General features: G+C 56.7%; 16 protein-coding genes and 3 pseudogenes. 10 read left to right on the forward strand and 9 right to left on the reverse strand.

Features of this window, described 5'->3' with window-relative positions; all coding sequences use genetic code 11:
* Nucleotides 1–134: 134 nt before the first annotated feature.
* The 3 genes and pseudogenes from tnpB (ACA048_RS15155) to ACA048_RS15165 all read left to right on the forward strand — a co-directional run.
* The gene (gene tnpB, locus ACA048_RS15155; protein ID WP_497625154.1) at nucleotides 135–278 is read left to right on the forward strand and encodes an IS66 family insertion sequence element accessory protein TnpB; all 144 of its coding nucleotides are present in this window, start codon (nucleotides 135–137) and stop codon (nucleotides 276–278) included.
* 17 nt (nucleotides 279–295) lie between these two features.
* Entirely contained in the window at nucleotides 296–493 is a 198-nt protein-coding gene (gene tnpB / locus ACA048_RS15160; protein ID WP_497625155.1) for an IS66 family insertion sequence element accessory protein TnpB, read from the forward strand.
* 17 nt (nucleotides 494–510) lie between these two features.
* Nucleotides 511–775: pseudogene (locus tag ACA048_RS15165) on the forward strand (transposase domain-containing protein); the annotation flags it as partial.
* 582 nt (nucleotides 776–1357) lie between these two features.
* On the opposite strand, the pseudogene ACA048_RS15170 reads toward ACA048_RS15165, so the two are convergent.
* From ACA048_RS15170 to ACA048_RS15180, 3 genes and pseudogenes are all read right to left on the reverse strand, one after another.
* Nucleotides 1358–1741: pseudogene (locus tag ACA048_RS15170) on the reverse strand (LLM class flavin-dependent oxidoreductase); the annotation flags it as partial.
* 35 nt (nucleotides 1742–1776) lie between these two features.
* Nucleotides 1777–2622, reverse strand: a complete 846-nt coding sequence (locus ACA048_RS15175; protein WP_497625156.1) for an amino acid ABC transporter permease — start codon at nucleotides 2620–2622, stop codon at nucleotides 1777–1779.
* A complete protein-coding gene (locus ACA048_RS15180; RefSeq protein WP_497625157.1) occupies nucleotides 2619–3440 on the reverse strand; it encodes an ABC transporter substrate-binding protein in 822 nt (273 codons plus the stop codon). The genes ACA048_RS15175 and ACA048_RS15180 overlap by 4 nt, the downstream gene beginning before the upstream one ends.
* Before the next feature lie 255 nt (nucleotides 3441–3695).
* Between ACA048_RS15180 and ACA048_RS15185 the strand changes: the two genes are divergently transcribed.
* The gene (locus tag ACA048_RS15185; RefSeq protein ID WP_497625158.1) at nucleotides 3696–4517 is read left to right on the forward strand and encodes a DeoR/GlpR family DNA-binding transcription regulator; all 822 of its coding nucleotides are present in this window, start codon (nucleotides 3696–3698) and stop codon (nucleotides 4515–4517) included.
* A gap of 95 nt (nucleotides 4518–4612) precedes the next feature.
* Here the strand turns inward: ACA048_RS15185 and otnI are convergent, their stop codons facing one another.
* From otnI to ACA048_RS15215, 6 genes and pseudogenes are all read right to left on the reverse strand, one after another.
* Nucleotides 4613–5395: a 2-oxo-tetronate isomerase gene (gene otnI, locus ACA048_RS15190; RefSeq protein WP_497625159.1), complete on the reverse strand. Its 783-nt coding sequence runs from the start codon at nucleotides 5393–5395 to the stop codon at nucleotides 4613–4615.
* Between the two features lie 21 nt (nucleotides 5396–5416).
* The gene (locus ACA048_RS15195) at nucleotides 5417–6877 is read right to left on the reverse strand and encodes a GntT/GntP/DsdX family permease (RefSeq protein WP_497625160.1); all 1461 of its coding nucleotides are present in this window, start codon (nucleotides 6875–6877) and stop codon (nucleotides 5417–5419) included.
* 188 nt (nucleotides 6878–7065) lie between these two features.
* A complete protein-coding gene (gene otnC, locus ACA048_RS15200; RefSeq protein WP_497625161.1) occupies nucleotides 7066–7704 on the reverse strand; it encodes a 3-oxo-tetronate 4-phosphate decarboxylase in 639 nt (212 codons plus the stop codon).
* Nucleotides 7701–8993 carry a 3-oxo-tetronate kinase gene (otnK, locus tag ACA048_RS15205; RefSeq protein WP_497625162.1) on the reverse strand — a complete coding sequence of 431 codons (1293 nt, stop codon included), beginning with the start codon at nucleotides 8991–8993 and terminating at the stop codon, nucleotides 7701–7703. The genes otnC and otnK overlap by 4 nt, the downstream gene beginning before the upstream one ends.
* A 10-nt stretch (nucleotides 8994–9003) precedes the next feature.
* Nucleotides 9004–9912: pseudogene (gene ltnD / locus ACA048_RS15210) on the reverse strand (L-threonate dehydrogenase); the annotation flags it as partial.
* 504 nt (nucleotides 9913–10416) lie between these two features.
* Complete coding sequence (locus ACA048_RS15215; protein ID WP_497629869.1) at nucleotides 10417–11988, reverse strand: diguanylate cyclase domain-containing protein; 1572 nt, start codon at nucleotides 11986–11988, stop codon at nucleotides 10417–10419.
* Nucleotides 11989–12461: 473 nt separating this feature from the next.
* On the opposite strand from ACA048_RS15215, the gene ahr reads away from it, so the two are divergent.
* The 6 genes from ahr (at nucleotide 12462) to ppk2 (ending at nucleotide 18783) form a co-directional block, all read left to right on the forward strand.
* Nucleotides 12462–13493 carry an NADPH-dependent aldehyde reductase Ahr gene (gene ahr, locus ACA048_RS15220; RefSeq protein WP_497625163.1) on the forward strand — a complete coding sequence of 344 codons (1032 nt, stop codon included), beginning with the start codon at nucleotides 12462–12464 and terminating at the stop codon, nucleotides 13491–13493.
* A gap of 34 nt (nucleotides 13494–13527) precedes the next feature.
* Nucleotides 13528–14136 carry a trimeric intracellular cation channel family protein gene (locus ACA048_RS15225; RefSeq protein WP_497625164.1) on the forward strand — a complete coding sequence of 203 codons (609 nt, stop codon included), beginning with the start codon at nucleotides 13528–13530 and terminating at the stop codon, nucleotides 14134–14136.
* A gap of 481 nt (nucleotides 14137–14617) precedes the next feature.
* Nucleotides 14618–14989 carry a DUF3302 domain-containing protein gene (locus ACA048_RS15230; RefSeq protein ID WP_497625165.1) on the forward strand — a complete coding sequence of 124 codons (372 nt, stop codon included), beginning with the start codon at nucleotides 14618–14620 and terminating at the stop codon, nucleotides 14987–14989.
* A gap of 3 nt (nucleotides 14990–14992) precedes the next feature.
* Complete coding sequence (locus ACA048_RS15235) at nucleotides 14993–15952, forward strand: HlyD family secretion protein (RefSeq protein WP_497625166.1); 960 nt, start codon at nucleotides 14993–14995, stop codon at nucleotides 15950–15952.
* Between the two features lie 146 nt (nucleotides 15953–16098).
* Nucleotides 16099–17826, forward strand: a complete 1728-nt coding sequence (locus ACA048_RS15240; RefSeq protein WP_497625167.1) for a SulP family inorganic anion transporter — start codon at nucleotides 16099–16101, stop codon at nucleotides 17824–17826.
* Between the two features lie 138 nt (nucleotides 17827–17964).
* Nucleotides 17965–18783: a polyphosphate kinase 2 gene (gene ppk2 / locus ACA048_RS15245; RefSeq protein ID WP_497625168.1), complete on the forward strand. Its 819-nt coding sequence runs from the start codon at nucleotides 17965–17967 to the stop codon at nucleotides 18781–18783.
* Nucleotides 18784–18797: the final 14 nt, after the last annotated feature.

Genomic DNA, 18797 nt, shown 5'->3' on the forward strand with positions numbered 1-18797 from the left:
TGTCTGAGTTTGGACCTTCGAAATCTTACAGTTGTGCGCACTGGTGCATCGTAAGGGCTCCATGAACCCCACATTCAAAGTCGCCACCTGATCCCCCATGCTGTGCTCCCGCTTTTCTCTGGAGCCAGCCCGCCATGATGCGACCCGACGCCAAAGTCGAAAAAGTGTACCTCTACCCCAAGACCGTGGACTTCCGAAAATCCATCGACGGCCTGGCTGCGCTGGTCGAGTTGGATATCAAGGTCGCCGTGTTCGACCCCGTGCTTTCGTCTTCCTGAATCGCCACCGCAACCGAGTGAAAATCCTCTGCTGGGAGCGCAACGGCTTCTGCCTTTGGCTCAAGCGCCTGGAATCCGAACGCTTTAAAACTTCCCCCGACGCCAGCGACGAGGCCATCGTGCTGAGCGTCCAGGAATTGAACTGGTTGCTCGACGGTTTTGACCTGTGGCGCAACCGTCCACATCAGGTTTTGACTCCAAGATTTATCGCCTGACGGGTACAATCCGGGGCATGCCATCCATGCCCGACAACCTTCCTGATGATCCTGTTTTACTCAACCAAATGTTGCTTGAGGCACTCAGCCGTCAAGACGAAGTGGCTCAGGCTTATCAGACCTATATCGTCGATCTCAAAGAGCAGATCAAGCTGCTGCGCGACCGTCTGTTTGGACGTAAATCCGAACAGACGGTCAGGCCCAACACGCCGCAACTGGCTCTTGTTCAACGAGCCTGAAAGCGAACCGTTGCTGGCCATTGATGACGCTGAAGAGGAAGTGGGGTTCGGGGAGCAACGGAACAGTGCGACCTGAGGTCGTCTGAATTTCTGTTTTACTGGAGAGTTTTCTCCTGATTAAACCGGTTGTTCCATCAACCGTTTCCTACCTGGACACGCGGGACCGGTAACAGCTCGGTGTGAAGCTCTGGGGACAATGTACCGGCCGATTATCGGTACGCCTACCCGCGAGGGGAAGCGGAATCTACCAGCACAATGGTGGTGAGGGGCTAGCGACCGCCTCCTTGATCGGCGCAATCTCCGTCAGACGCTTACCGAACATCCGACTGCAACAAATCTCTTGCTTGGGCGGATCAGGTTCATCGAGCTCAAGGCACGGTGTGCCGGCTAACTCGCGAGCGGTCTTCTCGATGACCACACTGAATTTTTTTCGTAGTGTCCAAGGGTCGGTTTTGGAGAGATCCCAAGCTGACTTAATACCCATACCTTCCAAGTGAAGGGTCATCTTTCGCCCGACACCCCATACGTCCGAGACCGAGCATTTCTTAAGTACCCAGTCGCGCTTGGTTTGGTCACGAAGGTCGACGACACCACCACTCTGAGCCTGCCACTTTTTTGCCGCATGATTGGCGAGTTTGCTCAGGGTCTTCGTGCCGGCGATAAAGGGATGCTCGTAGCTGGTGGTAACGGTGACGCCAAAGGCCAGGTTTTCCGTAACGGCGGCCAATGCCGGAATGATCATCAACGGATCATTCGCCGGCGCTTCCACAGCCCACTTCATGGCCGCATCGGCATTGCCACCAAATACATCGTAAAAGCCCAGAACATCACCAAAAAACAGCATGTCGAGGTGAGCCTGATCGGCAATGCGCGCCAGATTTGACCAGTAGCCCAGGGAATTGATTGCCAGTCGCTCATCAGCCGGGTGCGTCCAGAGGCTTGGCGCACCGTCACAGCCGACACTGGCCTGCTCATAGAGCGCAAACAACAGAGGTTTTGGATCGGACATCGTAGTACCTGTAAAAAGTCTTTAAACGGGACGGGTCACCGCTGGTTCTTGAAACCTTTGCCGTAGTGGCGTTCAAGACGGTTCTGTATCAACTCCAATCCAATGGAAAGGAGCCAATAGATGATGGCCGCGGTGGTGAGCATTTCGATGTAGCGATAAGAAGATCGCCCATAGGACTGAGCCAGAAACATGACCTCCCACACCCCCATGACCGAAATCAGTGAGGAGTCCTTCAGCATTGAGATGAACTGACTGGTAGTCGGGGGAATGATCGTGCGCATGGCTTGCGGCAGGACGATGTGCAGAAACGTCGCCGTCGGCCTTAGACCCAATGCCATCGCCGCTTCGCGCTGCCCAGGTGCTACCGCCATGATGCCGGCACGAAAAATCTCGCTGAGGTAGGCACCGTAATTGAGCGAGAGCGCAATGATCCCTGCGCTAATGGCGCCAGGAACGACGCCCAACTGCGGTAAACCGAGGTAGATCAACAAGATTTGAATCAGTAGCGGAGTGCCGCGAAAAAAAGACGCATAGAAACTGGCAATACCGAAAGCCACCGCGCTGCGTGACAGACGCGCGAGCGCCGTCACGAAGCCAAGGAGCAATGAAAGCCAGATCGAACAGAAGCATAGAAACAACGTCAACGCGGCGCCTTGCAGGAAACCGTTTGGCCCCAGATGCAGACCGACCAGGTTCGGCCATTTCTCCAGAATGATCGAGAACTTCAAATCGAAGCTCATGAAAAACATGACGCACAATCCAAACAGCGTCGCCCACGTCAAATACAGGCGAGTGCGAAAGCCAAATAGTTGGCTGAAACGACGCTTCTCGGTTTCCGGGGCGACAGTCGCCTTGGCTGGGTGTGGGTTCAGGGCTGTCATTGGCTGATATCGGCACCGATCCACTTCTGCGAAATTTTGCTTAACGTCCCGTCAGTCTTGAGCTGGGTAATGACCTCGGTGACTTTGGCATTCCATTGCGGATCGCCCTTCTCAACAGCCACTACGTTTGGTTCGGCATACAGCGAGTCGCCGGCAATTTTGAAGCGAGGATCCTGGGCTATACGCTCGCGGGCAGTGATGAGGTTGGTGACCATGGCATCAAGGCGCACGCCAGTACCCAGTGCCAAGTCCTGGAATGCCACCGTTTCATTGTCGTATGGAGCCACCTGGACATTATCGAACGGGAAACTCAAAGGCTTGTCTTCGGCGCCCTCTATCACCAGATCCTTGTTCAAGTAGGCTTCATAAGTCGACGCGCTGATCACACCGACTTTTTTGCCAGACAAGTCTTTGCCCGCCGTGATGTCTTTATCCTTCGCGTTCACCACGATCACCGCGGGTGACTGGTAATACTCGACCGGGAAATCGAACACTTCGGCGCGGGCCTTACTTGGTGTCATTGAGCAAACGCAGATGTCGTAGCGCCCGCTCCAGTGCCCGGCAGCGATCACATCCCAGGACGGTGTTTCCAACTTGAGTTTTACCCCAAGCCGTTGCGCAACCGCCTTGGCCACATCCACATCAAATCCATCCAACTGGTTCTGCTCGTTGAGAAAGGAGAACGGTGGATAGCTTTCCATCAAGACGCCGGTCAACTCGCCTTTTTTCGTCACGCGATCCAGGGTGGCACCTGCGAAAGTTGCTGAGCAGGTAACCAGTAGCGCCAACCCAAAGGGTAAAAGTGACGTGGTTTTCAAAGACAAGTACTCCAATCAATTCAAAAAATCTTATTAGATTAAAACGCAATATATAATTCGTTTGTACTTGCTTTATGGAATAAAAGACTCAGTTCGAGCTATAACTGATCCAAGGGCTTTTTCGAACGCGGGTCTCCACGAAGGGAGCGGAACTGCACACTGAAGTCGCTGCACGTCGACACTACTGATTAAGCGGTAGATTCGCTACCATGTGGGTTATACGAAACCTGAAGCTTTACCCCTTTGGAGCACCCAATGCCTAGTCAAAAGGACATCGCAGCCATCAGCGCCGCACCGGTGATTCCTGACCAGCGCCGAGAGCTGATTTTGCGGCAGCTACGCAAGCACCAGGTGCTGAGTGTTCACCAGTTGATGGAGATGTTCGACTGCTCGCACATGACTGTACGGCGCGATATCGCCCTGCTTGAACAGGAAGGACGCGCCTATTCGGTTACCGGTGGGGTACGTATTGCCAGCCAGCTGCACAGCGAACCCAGCCATCAACTCAAGGCGGTAGTCGAGTTGCCGCAAAAGCAAGCCATGGCGAAGCTCGCTGCCCGATTACTGCGTCCGGATATGACGATATATCTGGATGCCGGTACTAGCACGCTGGAGATCGTTCCGTACGTAAAAACACTGTCTGGCATGACCGTGGTGACCAACGATTTTGGCGTGGTGCAGTCCTTGCTGGACGCGCCGCAGGTGACGGTGATCCACACGGGTGGACAGCTCGATCACTCCAATCATTCCTGTGTCGGCGGACTCGCCGTTGCTACCTTGCGTCAGGTCGTAACGGACATCGCTTTCATCTCCACCAGTTCCTGGGATCTACGTCGCGGCATCACGACTCCTTCTGCGTTGAAGGTCGAGGTCAAGCAAGTGGCGATGCAGTCGGCGTCGCAGGTGGTACTGGTTGCCAGTAGCTCTAAGTACGGCACATTCAGCATGTACAAGATCGCGGGGCTTGAGCAGTTCGACATCATCATCAGTGACGATGCCCTGGCTTCGGCTGCGGCAGATGGGATTCGCAAACAAGGTGTCGAATTAGTGTTGCCCGCAGATCAGAAACAGACCTGAAAGCGACCCCCAAAAAAAGAAGGGCTCCGGTACCGACCGGAGCCTCCCCGCTGACATTGCCTCCAGGCAACGCAGCGGCAATTGGACATCGAATGTCAGAGCGCCTTCCAGTCCCGCAACCACTGCAGCCCCGCCGAAGTATCACCCTTGGGGCGGTACTCGCAGCCGACCCAGCCGTCGTATCCCAACTGATCCATCAGGTCAAACAGGTAGGGATAGTTGAGTTCCCCCAGGTTTGGCTCATGACGATCCGGCACACCGGCGATCTGAATGTGGCCGATACCGTCAAAGTCACGACGAAGCTTGGTGGCCAAATCCCCTTCCACGATCTGACAGTGATAGCAGTCGAACTGCACTTTCAGATTACTCGCGCCGACTTCCTTGCAGATAGCCTGTGCTTGATCCTGACGATTCAGGAAAAAACCCGGCATGTCTCGTGTATTGATCGGCTCCAGTAACACTGTGATGCCAGCCTGACTCGCCTTGGCCGCAGCGTAGGCGAGGTTTTCCAGATACACGGCATGGTGACGCGGGCGGTCGTTTTCGGAGGGCAGCAAGCCGGCCATCACATGGATACGCGTGTTGCCGAGTACTTCGGCGTATTCCAGCGCGCGGTCGAAGCCCGAACGAAACTCAACCTCGCGGCAGGGTAACGTCGCAACGCCCCTCTCCCCCGCCACCCAGTCACCGGGCGGCGCGTTGAACAGCGCCTGAACCAGACCGTTTTCGCTCAGTCGCTGCTTGAGCTCCTGCGCGCTGTAGTCGTAAGGAAACAGATATTCCACCGCTTCGAAACCGTCGGCCGCCGCCGCCGCGAAGCGATCCAGAAAATGATGTTCCGGGTAAAGCATACTGAGGTTGGCAGCAAAACGAGGCATGTTAACTCCTTGAAAAATGGCTCAGACGAAAGGCCAGATCAACAGCGTGATGCAAAAGCCGAGCGTTCCAAGCAAGGTAGTGATCACCGTCCAGGTGCGCAAACCATCAGCGACGTTCAGTCCGGCCAGTTTGGTGAAAATCCAGTAACCGGCATCGTTGATGTGCGACATGGCCAGCCCGCCACCACCCATGGCAAGACAGAGCAGTGCCATGTGATTAGGGGTCAGGTTAAGCGTGGCGATCAGAGGGCTGATGATACCCGCTGTGGTGACCAGTGCGACGGTGGTAGAGCCCTGCACTGCGCGCAGCAACATGGTCAGTAGAAAACCCAGAGCCAGCACTGGCAACCCGGTGGTACGTAACAGATCAGAAACCACCGCACCTATGCCGGTGTCCACCAGCACCTTGCCGAACACTCCGCCGGCACCGGCAATCAGGATCACCATGGCCACGCCGGGCAACGCCGAACCGATGACATCGGACACTTGAGTGCGGCTCCAGCCACGACGGGTACCGAGTAACCAGGCACACAGCAAAGTGTCCAACAACAGCGCCACCAGCGGTGCACCGAGCACGGTCATCACCGCGCGAAGTGTCGATTCGGGCGGCAGTAGCGAATTGGATAACGTACCCAAAAGAATCAGGATGATCGGCAACAGGATCAGACTTGAGAGCAGAGCGAAACCGGGTGGCGGTGCGGGCGGAAGTTTGGCAACAATACTGCTGGTGGATTCCTCAAGCCCCATATGAGCCACTGCAACAGCGGCTTGTTCGGAGTTGGTTCCATTACCGTTCGTCCACGCCAACAGGTCTTCATTGGTCACATGAGGGCCATAGACTTCAGCACGGATATCATCGGTCATCGGATAAAAACGACGAGTCATACGCCCCGCCACTCGGTAGCCGACGTAGCACAGGAATGCCGTGATCGGCAGGCCGAACATCAGCACTCGACCGAGGTCGGCACCCAATTGACTCGCAGCAGCCACGGCACCCGGATGGGGTGGCAAGAAGGCATGCACGGTGAGCAGAGCCGCACACATCGGCAAGGCAAACATCAGCAGTGGCTTACGCGCTCTGCGAGCGACACCATAGGCCAGCGGCATGAGGATGATCACGCCAACCTCGAAGAACACCGGCACACCGATGATAAAACCGGCAACCGTCAGCGCCAGTGGCGTACGGCGATTACCAAAGCGCTCGATCAAGGTCTTTGCCAAAGACTCGGCACCGCCGGACAGCTCGATGATCCGTCCGATCATCGCGCCTAGAGCGATGATGATCGCGATGTGACCGAGGGTCTTGCCCATCCCGCCTTCAATGGTCGCAACCAGATCAGCCGGCTTCACCCCGGCGACCAACGCCACCAGAATACTCACCAGCATCAAGGCCACGAACGGCTGAAACTTGTACTTGAGCACCAGGAACAGCAGGAGCGCGATCCCTACCCCGGCGGTGACCATCAGAATGAGCGGGCTCATACCAGACAACCTCCACGCCGTACAACGGGGACTCGGTTGCCACTGAAAATATAAGGAGTGCGGTCAGGGTGTGTCATGCAGGTAGGTCCTATTGTTATTGTTCTTCATGCGAGCCGATTTCCACAGGAGTCGTTCTGCGTCTCCCGGGCATAGCCTGCGTTAGCGGTGTATCAAGTGAGTCCGGCGACCTACCAATGGGCGCCGAAAGCATCTCGTAACTCGTCCAGAGCGGACTGATCCAAAGGCTCGGGGCGCGGGTTGCTCATCAGCCACAGTCGCGCCGTTTCTTCGAGTTCTTCCAGGGCGTAGCTGGCCTTGGACACGGAGCTTTCCCAGATCACCGGCCCGAGACGTTCGAGCATCACCCCACGCACACTGTTGGCGAGTTGCGCGACTTGTTCGGCCACCTTGGGGGAGCCAGGCCGCTGATAACCAATCAATGGAATGTGCCCGACCTTCATCACTTGGTAAGGCGTCAGCGGTGGCAGAATGTCATTTGGTTGCCAGACGCCGGCCAGCGTCAGTGCCACCAAATGAGTGGAATGGGTATGCACCACGCCACCGACGCCCGGATTGCGATCGTAGACTTGTCGATGCAGGGCCAAGGTCTTGGACGGCTTGTCGCCAGAGACCCACTCCCCCGCCCGGTTGACCTTGGCGATAGCGGTCGGGTCGAGGCGGCCCAGGCAGACATCGGTGGGCGTGATCAGCCAGCCATCGTCCAGACGGGCGCTGATGTTGCCAGCGCTGCCCACGGTATAGCCGCGTTGATAGAGGCTGCGACCGACGTCGCAAATTTCTTCGCGCAGGGCATTTTCATCGCTCATTTCGCATCTCCGGCCAGTTGTTTGAGTGCCTTGTCGAAGAAATCCCGGCAACCGAAGTTGCCCGATTTGAGTGCCAGCGCCAAAGGCTCTTCCGTACTGCTGACGGTCGCTGGTACACCCGGATCGATCTGTGCGCCAATCTGCAGCAGTTGCACCCCTAACGCCTGAACCACGGCGCCCGATGTTTCCCCGCCAGCGATTACAAAGCGACGCACACCACTTTGCCGCAGCCCATGTGCAATTTCGCCAAAGGCGCGTTCCACCAGACTGCCTGCTTGTTCGACACCCAGTTTCTGTTGCACAGCCTTGACCTCATCCGGCGAACTGGTGGCATAGATCAGCACGGTCTGTTCATTGGCCTTGGCGAAAGCCAAGGCTTGCGCAACGACCGGTTCGCCGGCCGCCAACGCCATTGGGTCAATCCGCAAGGCAGGCCGACCGGACTCAAGCCACGCCGCAACCTGCCCATTGGTAGCGACAGAGGCGCTGCCGGCCAGAACCACTTCGCCACCTGACACAGCAGGCAATGAAGAGGCATCAAAATCCCGTAGTTTGCCGGCACGACGGAAATTTTCCGGCAGACCCAAGGCCAAACCTGAACCACCGGTTAGCAAGGGCAGATCGGCACAGGCAGTACCGAGGGTGTAGAGATCCTGATCACACAGCGCATCGGCGATGGCCATGCCGATACCTTGCGCTCGCAGTTCAGCGATCTTTTCCCGTACTTGAGCTGCGCCTTGCGCGATGCTGTCGTAGCGCAACAACCCGACTTTCAGAGTGGTTTGGGATTGCAGAACCCGTACCAGATTGGCATCGGTCATTGGCGTCAGGGGGTGATGCTGCATACCTGACTCGTTGAGCAATTGATCCTGCACAAACAAGTGCCCGCGAAAGATCGTTCGACCGTTTTCCGGGAATGCCGGACAGGCCAGGGTGAATTCACTATCCAATGCTTTGAGCAACGCCTCACTGACTGGGCCGATGTTGCCGGCCGCCGTCGAGTCGAAGGTTGAGCAATACTTGAAGAAAATCTGTTCACAGCCTTGCGCCCGCAACCAGTTCAGCGCAGCCAGAGATTCTGCGACGGCATCCGTGGTGGGGGTGGTGCGAGACTTCAGCGCGATAACGATCGCATCTGCATCGAGCCCTGCTGCCACTTCGGTGCCGGGAATACCAATACTCTGCACCGTGCGCATGCCGCCGCGCACCAGCATATTGGCGAGATCCGTGGCGCCGGTGAAGTCATCGGCGATGCAGCCCAACAAAGGGCGCGCAGTGGAAAGAGTCATGGAGCGGTCCTCAAACAGTTTCAGGCTTGGCAGTCGGTAGTTCTATGCCTGGGAAAATCTTGATCACTGCCGAGTCATCTTCGCGTCCGAAGCCGGCACTGGACGCCTGCATGAACATCTGGTGCGCTGTGGCTGACAAGGGCAACGGGAATTTGCTGGCCCGGGCGGTATCGAGCACCAGGCCCAGATCCTTGACGAAAATATCGACAGCGGACAATGGCGTGTAATCAGCCTTGAGAATGTGCGGCACACGGTTCTCAAACATCCATGAATTACCCGCACTGTGGGTAATCACTTCGTACAACGCATCGGCATCGACACCTTCGCGCAACCCCAATGCCATGGCTTCAGCAGAGGCGGCAATGTGCACGCCTGCGAGTAACTGGTTAATGATTTTGACCTTGGAGCCCAAACCATGAACGTCTCCCAGGCGATAGACCTTGCCGGCCATGCCCGCCAGGATTGCGTCTGCTTTGGCATAGGCTGGAGCCGGGCCGGAGGTCATCATGGTCATCTCGCCGGCCGCCGCTTTGGCGGCTCCACCGGAGATTGGCGCATCCAGATACAGCAGACCGTTGTCGGCCAGGCGTTGCCCAAGATCCACGGCATAGGTCGGAGCCACGGTGGCACATCCAATCACCAGGCTCTCAGGACGTAACGCCGCAACCGCGCCGCCTTCCCCAAACAACACCGTTTCAGTCTGTTCGGCATTGACCACCACCGTAATGATCACATCGCACTCACCCGCCATCTGCGCGGGTGAAGTGCATGCGACACCGCCCTCGCTGGCGAACTGTTGCGTGACTGCCTCACGCACATCACAAGCGTGAACATTGAAGCCGCTACGCAATAACGAGCGGGCAATGCCCAGTCCCATAGCGCCAAGACCGATAACGCCGACATTTTTATTGTTCATGGGGTGCTCCTGAGAAAAGCAGCGGCTGCTTCCGCGCCAGAAAGGCGCAGGTTACTGTCCGCGTTTTTGAGAGGTTGATGCCGGGATCGATTGTGACTGACATGTCTGCCCCTTGATTGGGGGGGAGTAAATCTGTGGGCACCTTCGAACATCGTCACAATCCTGTTTTGTATTGTTTTCAGGTTGTCATTCGGGTCGAGTAGATAATCCACCAATGAACAGATTGTGTGAAGTGTTTTTTTCTAAATAACATTTTTTAACATCGGTAGAGAGGCACGGACGTACGCTCACCCCACAGAAAGCCTTGCTCCTTTGACGATGATCTCTACCCGGCAGGGAGACAGGGAGAACATAAAAAACCCCGGCAGGGCGGACCCTCCGGGGTTTTGCTTTTTCATCCGGCCAGGCATTGCCCTGGCTGCGGCTCACAATTGGACCAACACATGATTGAAACCGATCGGGATTTCCATCTGTTGCACATGGCCTTTGGCTACAAACTTTCTGCCCTCAAACCTCTCCTGAGACCGCTCGAAACTCAGTCAACGCAACGCCCTTTCGTCCTAGTTGCTTGACGCCATACATGGCCTGATCCGCTGCCTTGAGCAAGGTATCCAGACTCTGGCCATGGAGGGGGCACAGCGAAACGCCGATACTGCACGAGAGGGTCAGTTCTCCTGCGCTGGTTGCAACTGGTTGCGCAATGGCTTCCAGCATTCCCTCAGCTCTGTTTTCAGCACATTCCGTGTCGGTGAAATTCGCAATCAGAACCACAAACTCGTCTCCGCCGTAGCGAGCGACGGTGTCACACGAACGAGTGCTCTGAAGCATGCGTTTGGCGACCGCCCGAAGAACCTGGTCGCCAACCTCATGGCCGTACTGGTCGTTGATTTCCTTGAAGTGATCCAGGTCGATCAACAGCACCGCAAACGGAATGCCGTTCACGTTCCAATCGGAGAAGGCCTGTTCAAAACGATCGGCGAAGAGATAGCGATTAGGCAATTGGGTGAGCACGTCATGGGTGGCAAGATAAGCCGAGCGTTTGTGTTCGAGCTCTGCCCTTTCCAGGGCCTTGAAATGCCGAATCAATACCAACGGCATCAGCACGAGAGCCCCAGCCAGAACCGCGAGGATTATCACTGTTTGCGCAGTCAAGGCATCTCCTAAACGCAGCTGACGCTCAAACGACAATGTCATGGGTTGTGAAGCACTGCTGATCTCGACCCGCTCAGCCAGACGCGGAAAGAATAGGCTATCCAGGAAACCGGCTTCTTCGGTCTGCGTAGAAAACACATCGCTTTCAGATCCTGCGGTGGTTTTCAGGACAGCGCTGATGTGAACCAGGGGATCGACGTTCGCCTGACTCACCGCATCCATCAACGAGCCTGTCTTGAGCAATAGCAAAGACACCATCGTGCTACCGAAAAAATTTGGCCGGGCGTTTTCTCGCGCTTGTTCAGGGCGGCTGACTGACTGCATCAGAATGTAAGCGTTGCCACCCTCATACATCGAGAAAACCGGGGATACGACGGGCTTCAGATTATTTTGGGTTCGAGCCAATGCATAGGAGAGATAGGCGACGGTTTCCAGCCTGACACCATAGATCGAACTGGACTCCGGAAGTGCCGGATACATGAACAATACAGGCCAGGTCTCATTGAGATAGGCCTGATGTTGGGGAGGTTGCTGAGCGAGGCTCGGGAAATCCTTGAGTTGAAAGTCTGGCCGCCAGGTGCGGCGTAACAGGTCTTCAAAAGCAGCCTGCTCAGCGATGGGAACCGCCCTCGCCGCCTCAAGCATATAAATGTGGGGATAGGCAGATAAAACGGCTGCCGCATAACGAGCGGCTGCTTGCGTATCACTCTGGTCAACGGCCTGAAGAAATGCCGAGAACCCCGCCAACACCGCTTCATTGGTATCAAGTTGATTGCGCACAATGCCGGAAATGTTCTGCACGTATTCCGAGAACCGCGTCTCTCTGCGTTGAGTTTCGGACTTGAGCAACAGCACGGCCGAAAATCCCACCAGGCCGACCGCTAAAATAATGAAACCCACTAAGGATCTGCGCCGCTTATTCATCATCCTGACTTCCAATGCGCGGAGCGTGCAGAGTGCTTTGGCCATCTATCTCAAGAATGGCGTAACACCCCTTAGGATCCTTATTTCCCATTACGTCTCTTCCCTGTCAGGTGCTTGTCTTACTGACGTCCGAGTTGACCAGCGGCTATGGACGCATAGACGTCACACAATGCCCCCCGTGCTGCGGCGCTTTCAACGTTTCTTTCTAGTGCGCAACTGGAAAAAGCGATTCTAGGGCATATAGCCACTATCCACTAAGGGAAATTCTGCTGGCTAACCCTCACTTCCTGGCCTTGCGCGCGGCACGGACCCGGTCAGAAGTGGTTACGATCGCTGCTGATCGACACCTGCAAGGTGCTCGACTGATTACATTGTCCTGCCCCATTTATCAGCATCCGAGACAACGGCAAGCGCCCCGCTACACTTCCTTATCTGCGCCGCGCCTCCCAAGCGGCTTCCTGATCTGGAGGAACTCCATGAGCGACAGCACCGAACTTACGACATTCACCGGTTGGGCCGCAAAGACGGCCGGCGCGCCACTGGAGCGTCACAGCTATGATCCCGGTCCATTGGGCAGTGAAGAAGTGGAAGTTGCTGTGGAATATTGCGGCGTTTGCCATTCCGACCAGTCGATGATCGATAACGAATGGGGTATCAGCCAGTACCCGTTTATCCCCGGTCACGAGGTGGTCGGCCGTATTGTCCGTGTGGGCCCGCAGGCCCGTGGTCTCGAAGTAGGCCAAAGGGTAGGCATTGGCTGGTTCAAGGGCAGCTGCATGCATTGTTCTTCCTGCATAGAGGGCTCCCACCAGCTGTGCAACACGGCCAAACCCACCATCATTGGAAGTAACGGAGGCTTCGCCGACAGGCTGCGTTCCCACTGGGCCTGGGCACTACCGATTCCGGACGGACTCGACCCGTCCATGGCCGGACCTTTGTTCTGCGCCGGCTCGACGGTGTTCAACCCGCTGGTGGAATTCGGCGTCAAGCCGACTGACCGGGTCGGCGTGGTGGGCATCGGAGGCCTGGGTCACCTGGCCCTGCGCTTCCTTAATGCCTGGGGCTGCGAAGTCACAGCCTTTACCTCGTCACTGAACAAGCAGGATGAAGCCAAGCGCCTTGGTGCGCACAATGTCATCGCCTCGACCGACAGTAACGCCCTGAAGTCCATTGCCGGCACCCTGGATTTTCTTCTGGTCTGCGCCAGCGCCGACCTCGATTGGCCGGCCATGCTCGCCACCCTGCGCGGCAAGGGCCGCCTGCATTTTGTCGGCATCGTGCCCAGCGCAATTCCGGTGCACGTGTTCGATCTGATTCCCAGGCAAAAGAGCCTGTCCGGCTCACCGGTGGGTTCACCCAGTAACACGGCAACCATGCTGAAGTTCTGCGCACGTCATCAGATCCTGCCGCAGGTCGAGCTGTTTCCCATGAGCCGGGTCAACGAAGCGATCGATCATCTGCGCAGCGGCAAGGCGCGTTACCGCGTCGTGCTGGACGCCAGCAAATGACCGACTGGCGCCGAAACACGTGACGGAGTAACGGATGCTTTATTTTCAGCAAATGTTGGGCACCGCCGTGTTTGCCATTACCGGGGTGCTGGCTATCCAGAAGGCGGGGGTCGATGTGTTCGGGGCCGTGGTACTTGGCATCATCACCGCTATTGGTGGGGGCACCATCCGCGACCTGTTGCTCGATCAACCGATTTTCTGGATTGCGGACTTTAACTACATCTGGGTCGCCTTGATTGCAGGAGTGCTGGCATTCTTTCTCACCAAGCGATTCCAGCAACGCTATCGGTTGTTGCTGTACCTCGATGGTTTTGCGGCCGCACTGTTCGCAATAGTCGCTACCGAGAAAGTGCTGGGATTTCATCTTGCCGCACCTTTCGCCGTGATGATGGGCGTGTTGACCAGTATCGGCGGCGGTATCGCGCGCGATGTGCTGGCCGGGCGAGTTTCGTTGTTGATGTCACGGGAGATCTACGCCACGCCGATCCTGCTGGGCTGCACCCTCTATGTCTTATTGCGTGATGTATTCCCGTCAATCCAGATCGCCGGTTGGATTGCCTTGATATTCACCTCGGGCTTGAGGTTTCTCGCGATTTACAAGGAGCTGCAAATGCCGGTGATTCTCTCCACCCGGCAGGGTTAAGGTTGGCCATTCCTTATCTGGGGGCCTGCTACAGCCAGGCAGAGTGACAAGGCAATCGTTGCTGGTAAAAAACAACCACACTGAAGCTTGGTTATGCGAATCATTGCGCCCCTTGTGTGCACGTCAATAGCCTCACCCTGCGCCGTCAATGTCTCGATAAGCGCAGAGATTGAATGACGGATGCCGTGAGTGCGGTTCTCCCGGCGAACGAATCTGTTCGCCCTGCCCTTAAGTCTCACCACAAAGCTCAGGTAGCACGGCAAAGCACTATCGTTGGCATAAAACGACCTAGATCACAGCGGCAATTAGGCGGATCCTCTCGCTCGCCCGCAGGTTCTGTCACAGGCTGGGCGCCAGGGTAAGCCTGCGTTGGCTGAGAATTGAATCGCCGGAGTTGTTATGCGTTGTTTTGAACTGATTTTTCATAAAATCCGTGACTACACTGAGCCGAGTACATCGCTCGTGCCAGGAGGGGTCGGTCATGCTTGATTACTTCGCGTTAGGCCTATTGTTCTTCGTCGGTCTGGTCCTGTTCTACGGGATCATCGCGCTACATGACATTCCTTATGAAATTGCCGTACACCGCAATCACCCGCATCAGGATGCTATCCATGCAACCGGTTGGGTCAGTTTGTTCACCCTGCATGCGCTTTGGCCATTTCTGTGGATCTGGGCGATGGCGTACCGGGAAGACAGGGGCTGGGGATTTGGTGATGGTCAGTCACCGCAAGTTCATGTCGCTCATCTGGAGCAGCAGGTTGCCGACCTGCAAAGTCGTATAGAGCGGCTGGAAACGGCTACCGGCACTGCACGGGACAAACCAGCGTCAGACAATCGCAGTGAGGGAATCTAAGTCATGGATCTTCTGCTCGTTTTGACCTATGCGGCCATCTGCACCGCCATCTTCAAGATTTTCCGCATACCGCTGAACAAATGGACGGTGCCTACCGCTGTGCTCGGCGGGATACTGATCGTGGGCGCAATGATTTTCACGATGAACTACAACCATCCGTACTCCGAGGTCGCACGCTCTTACTTCGTCTCCGTGCCGGTGATTCCGGTCGTCAGTGGCCTGGTGATCGACGTGCCGGTCAAAGGTAACGAGCCGCTCGAAAAAGGCGATGTGCTGTTTCGTATCGACCCTGCCCCGTTCGAGTACCGGGTCAGGTCCATCAAGGCACAGCTAGTCTCGGCAAAAGCTGATCGCGCCCGCATCACTGAGCTGATCAAGCGCAACTTCGGCACCCAACGTGAACTGGACGTCGTCATTGCTCGATCCGACGACTTGCAGGCCCAATTGGATAATGCTCAGTATGAGCTGGACAACTCCACCGTTCGCGCTCCTAGCAAAGGCTTCGTGACCCATGTTTCCTTGCGTCCGGGCATGATGGCCACCAAGTTACCTTTGCGTCCCAGCATGGTGTTCATCCCGGAAGAGGGGCATTACTTTGCGGCGTGGATGCGTCAAAACAGCCTGTTGCGCTTGTCGGTCGGCGATGAAGCGGAAGTGGCCTTCGACGGTATTCCCGGCAAAGTGTTCGAGGGACGGGTTGTAAGCGTCATCGGCGTCATCGCAGAGGGACAAGTACAGCCATCCGGAGCGCTGATCAGCTTCACCGGCTCACCGCCGGCAGGCCGGGTACCGGTCACTATTGAAATCACCGACCCTGACTATGCCCAATACAGCAACCAGATGCCCGGCGGCGCCTATGGGCAGGCGGCGATCTACAGCCAGCACTTCCACCATATCGCCATGATGCGAAAGGTTTTGCTGCGCATGGCTGCCTGGATGAACTACATCTTTCCATTCCATTAAGAAATGGCTGTCGCCCTCTGCAATAGAGGGCGTCACCCCTCCTCTGTCTGCCTCCCCGACTGAGTTTTTAGTTTCAGTGACTACACGTCACCGTTGAGGCGTCGCGTGGTCAGTTGAATTGTGCGTAAAAGGAGTTGAAGCACCTCATGAGTCAACAACGTAGCAATCTGGATGATCAGCTTTCAGGATTACCCCCCCAACGGGTCGCGAGCCGCCTGCTACCGGAGTGGATGGGTCACTATCGACAGGCCTGGTTCAAAGGCGATGTCATCGCGGGGCTGACCGCCGCGGCCGTGGTCATTCCCAAGGCACTGGCGTACGCCACCATTGCAGGCCTGCCGGTGCAGGTCGGCCTCTATACCGTATTGGTACCGATGGCGATCTACGCCGTGCTCGGCAGTTCGCGCCCGCTCAGCGTCAGTACCACCACAACGCTTGCCATCCTGGTCGCCTCCGCACTGGGGCAGATCAGCCCGTCCGGTGATACGGCGACCCTGATAGCTGCCTCCGCTACGCTGGCCTTGATGGTCGGCGCCATACTGGTCGTGGCAGGAATGATGCGTCTCGGCTTTGTTGCCAATTTCATTTCAGAACCGGTGCTGGTGGGCTTCAAAGCCGGGATCGGGATTGTCATCGTGCTCGACCAGCTACCCAAGTTGCTGGGCATCCACTTCGAAAAAGGCGGTTTTTTGCACAACGTGCTTGCGACCTTTCAGGGGCTGGGGCACGCCTCATTGCCGACCGTGGCAGTCGGAGTGTTCATGGTGCTGATTCTGATCGGCATGAAGCACTTTACCCCGCGATTGCCGGCGCCGCTGATTGCGGTCGCCCTCGGTATTGTCGGCATGAGTGTGCTCAATCTGGAGCAATTGGGTGTGTCGGCCGTGGGGATTGTTCCAATCGGGTTGCCCGCGTTGACGCTACCCAATTGGTCGATCGTGTCCGAACTCTGGCCATCGGCCATGGGGATTGCGCTCATGAGTTTTACCGAGACTATCGCGGCGGGACGTGCATTTGCCCGCAGTGATGAACCCGCACTGCAGCCCAACCGTGAGCTGGTGGCGACAGGCGTTGCCAACCTGGGCGGTGCGTTTCTTGGGGCCATGGCCGCCGGGGGTGGGACCACCCAAACGGCCGTCAACCGACTGGCCGGTGCGAAATCACAATTGGCGGGGTTAATCACTGCCGGGTTGGCACTGGGGACGTGCCTGCTGATCGCACCGTTCATTGGTTTGATGCCCAATGCCACGCTCGCCGCCGTGGTGATTGTATATTCGATAAGCCTGATCCAGCCTTCGGAATTTCGCGACATTTTATCGGTGCGCCGCACAGAGTTCATCTGGGCGATTGTGGCGATGGTCGGGGTCATATTGCTCGGCACGCTGCAGGGTATCGTCGTCGCGATCATTGTTTCGTTGCTGGCGCTGGCCTACCAGGTTTCGGACCCGCCCGTGCACATACTGGGGCGCAAACCCGGCACCAACATCTATCGCCCGCCCTGCGCCGAGACTGACGACGATGAACACTTTGAGGGGCTGTTGCTGCTGCGGCCTGAAGGTCGCATCTTCTTTGCCAACGCCGAACGTCTCGGTTCGAAAATTCAGCCGTTGATTGTGGCGGCAGAGCCCAGTGTTGTGATTCTCGATTTGCGCAGTGTTTTCGATCTGGAATACACCGCCTTGAAAATGCTTACGGCGGCGGAACAGCGCTTGCGAGAAAAAGACATCTTATTGTGGCTGGTGGGCATGAGCCCAAGTGTTACCGCAATGGTTAGCCATGCTCCGTTGGGCCACGCCTTGGGCGACACACGGATGTTCCTCAATCTGGAACAGGCTGTTGCGCATTATCAGAATCAGCACCGATATCAACATTGATTTCGCGCTCGGCCCAGCGGGCGGGTGACTTGCGTCATCTTGCCCTTGGGAAATTGAACTACCCTTTACTCGCAAACGGTAGCGGTTATTACCAGCCGGTACGCACCGTATTCAAAGCCATGAGGTTGAAGTATTACGATGAAAAAACACGATCGTGAAATAGCCGACTCCGCGGACAAAAAAGCCGATGCGCTTAGCCGCAAAGACTACGAAGCCCAGCTGAAGACCCTGCACGTCGAGATGGTCAAATTGCAGCAGTGGGTGGTTGCCACGGGGGCCAAGGTGGTGGTGGTTTTCGAAGGCCGCGATGGCGCTGGCAAGGGCGGCACCATCAAGGCGCTGACCGAGCGCGTCAGCCCGCGTGTGTTTCGTGTGGTGGCCTTGCCGGCACCGTCCGAGCGAGAAAAAAGCCAGATGTACCTGCAGCGCTACATGCCACACTTTCCGGCGGCCGGCGAGGTCGTGATCTTCGACCGCAGCTGGTACAACCGCGCGGGCGTCGAGCGGGTCATGGGGTTTTGCGACGAGAAGCAGGTGAACAACTTTTTGGCGGTGACGCCGATGTTCGAACGTCTTATGGTCAACTCCGGCGTGCTGCTGTTCAAGTACTGGCTGGAAGTCAGCCCGCAAGAGCAGTCCCGGCGGCTCAAGGAACGCATCACCGACGGGCGCAAGATCTGGAAACTGTCGCCGATGGACATCAAATCCTACAACCGCTGGGACGACTACACGCGCGCCCGAGACGAGATGTTCGAAGCCACCGACAGCGAATGGGCGCCCTGGTATGTCGCCCGCTCCGAAGACAAGAAATCCGTACGGCTGAACGTGCTGACTCACTTGCTGGAGAACATTCCCTACAAAAAAATCAAGCAAGAAAAAGTCGTTCTGCCCAAACGTAAAATCGGCGGCTACAAGGCCGCCAACTACCCGTTCAAATACATCGCTGAACCCTACTGAGGGTTCAGCGCGAT

It is taken from the genome of Pseudomonas sp. LBUM1659 (assembly GCF_059716045.1).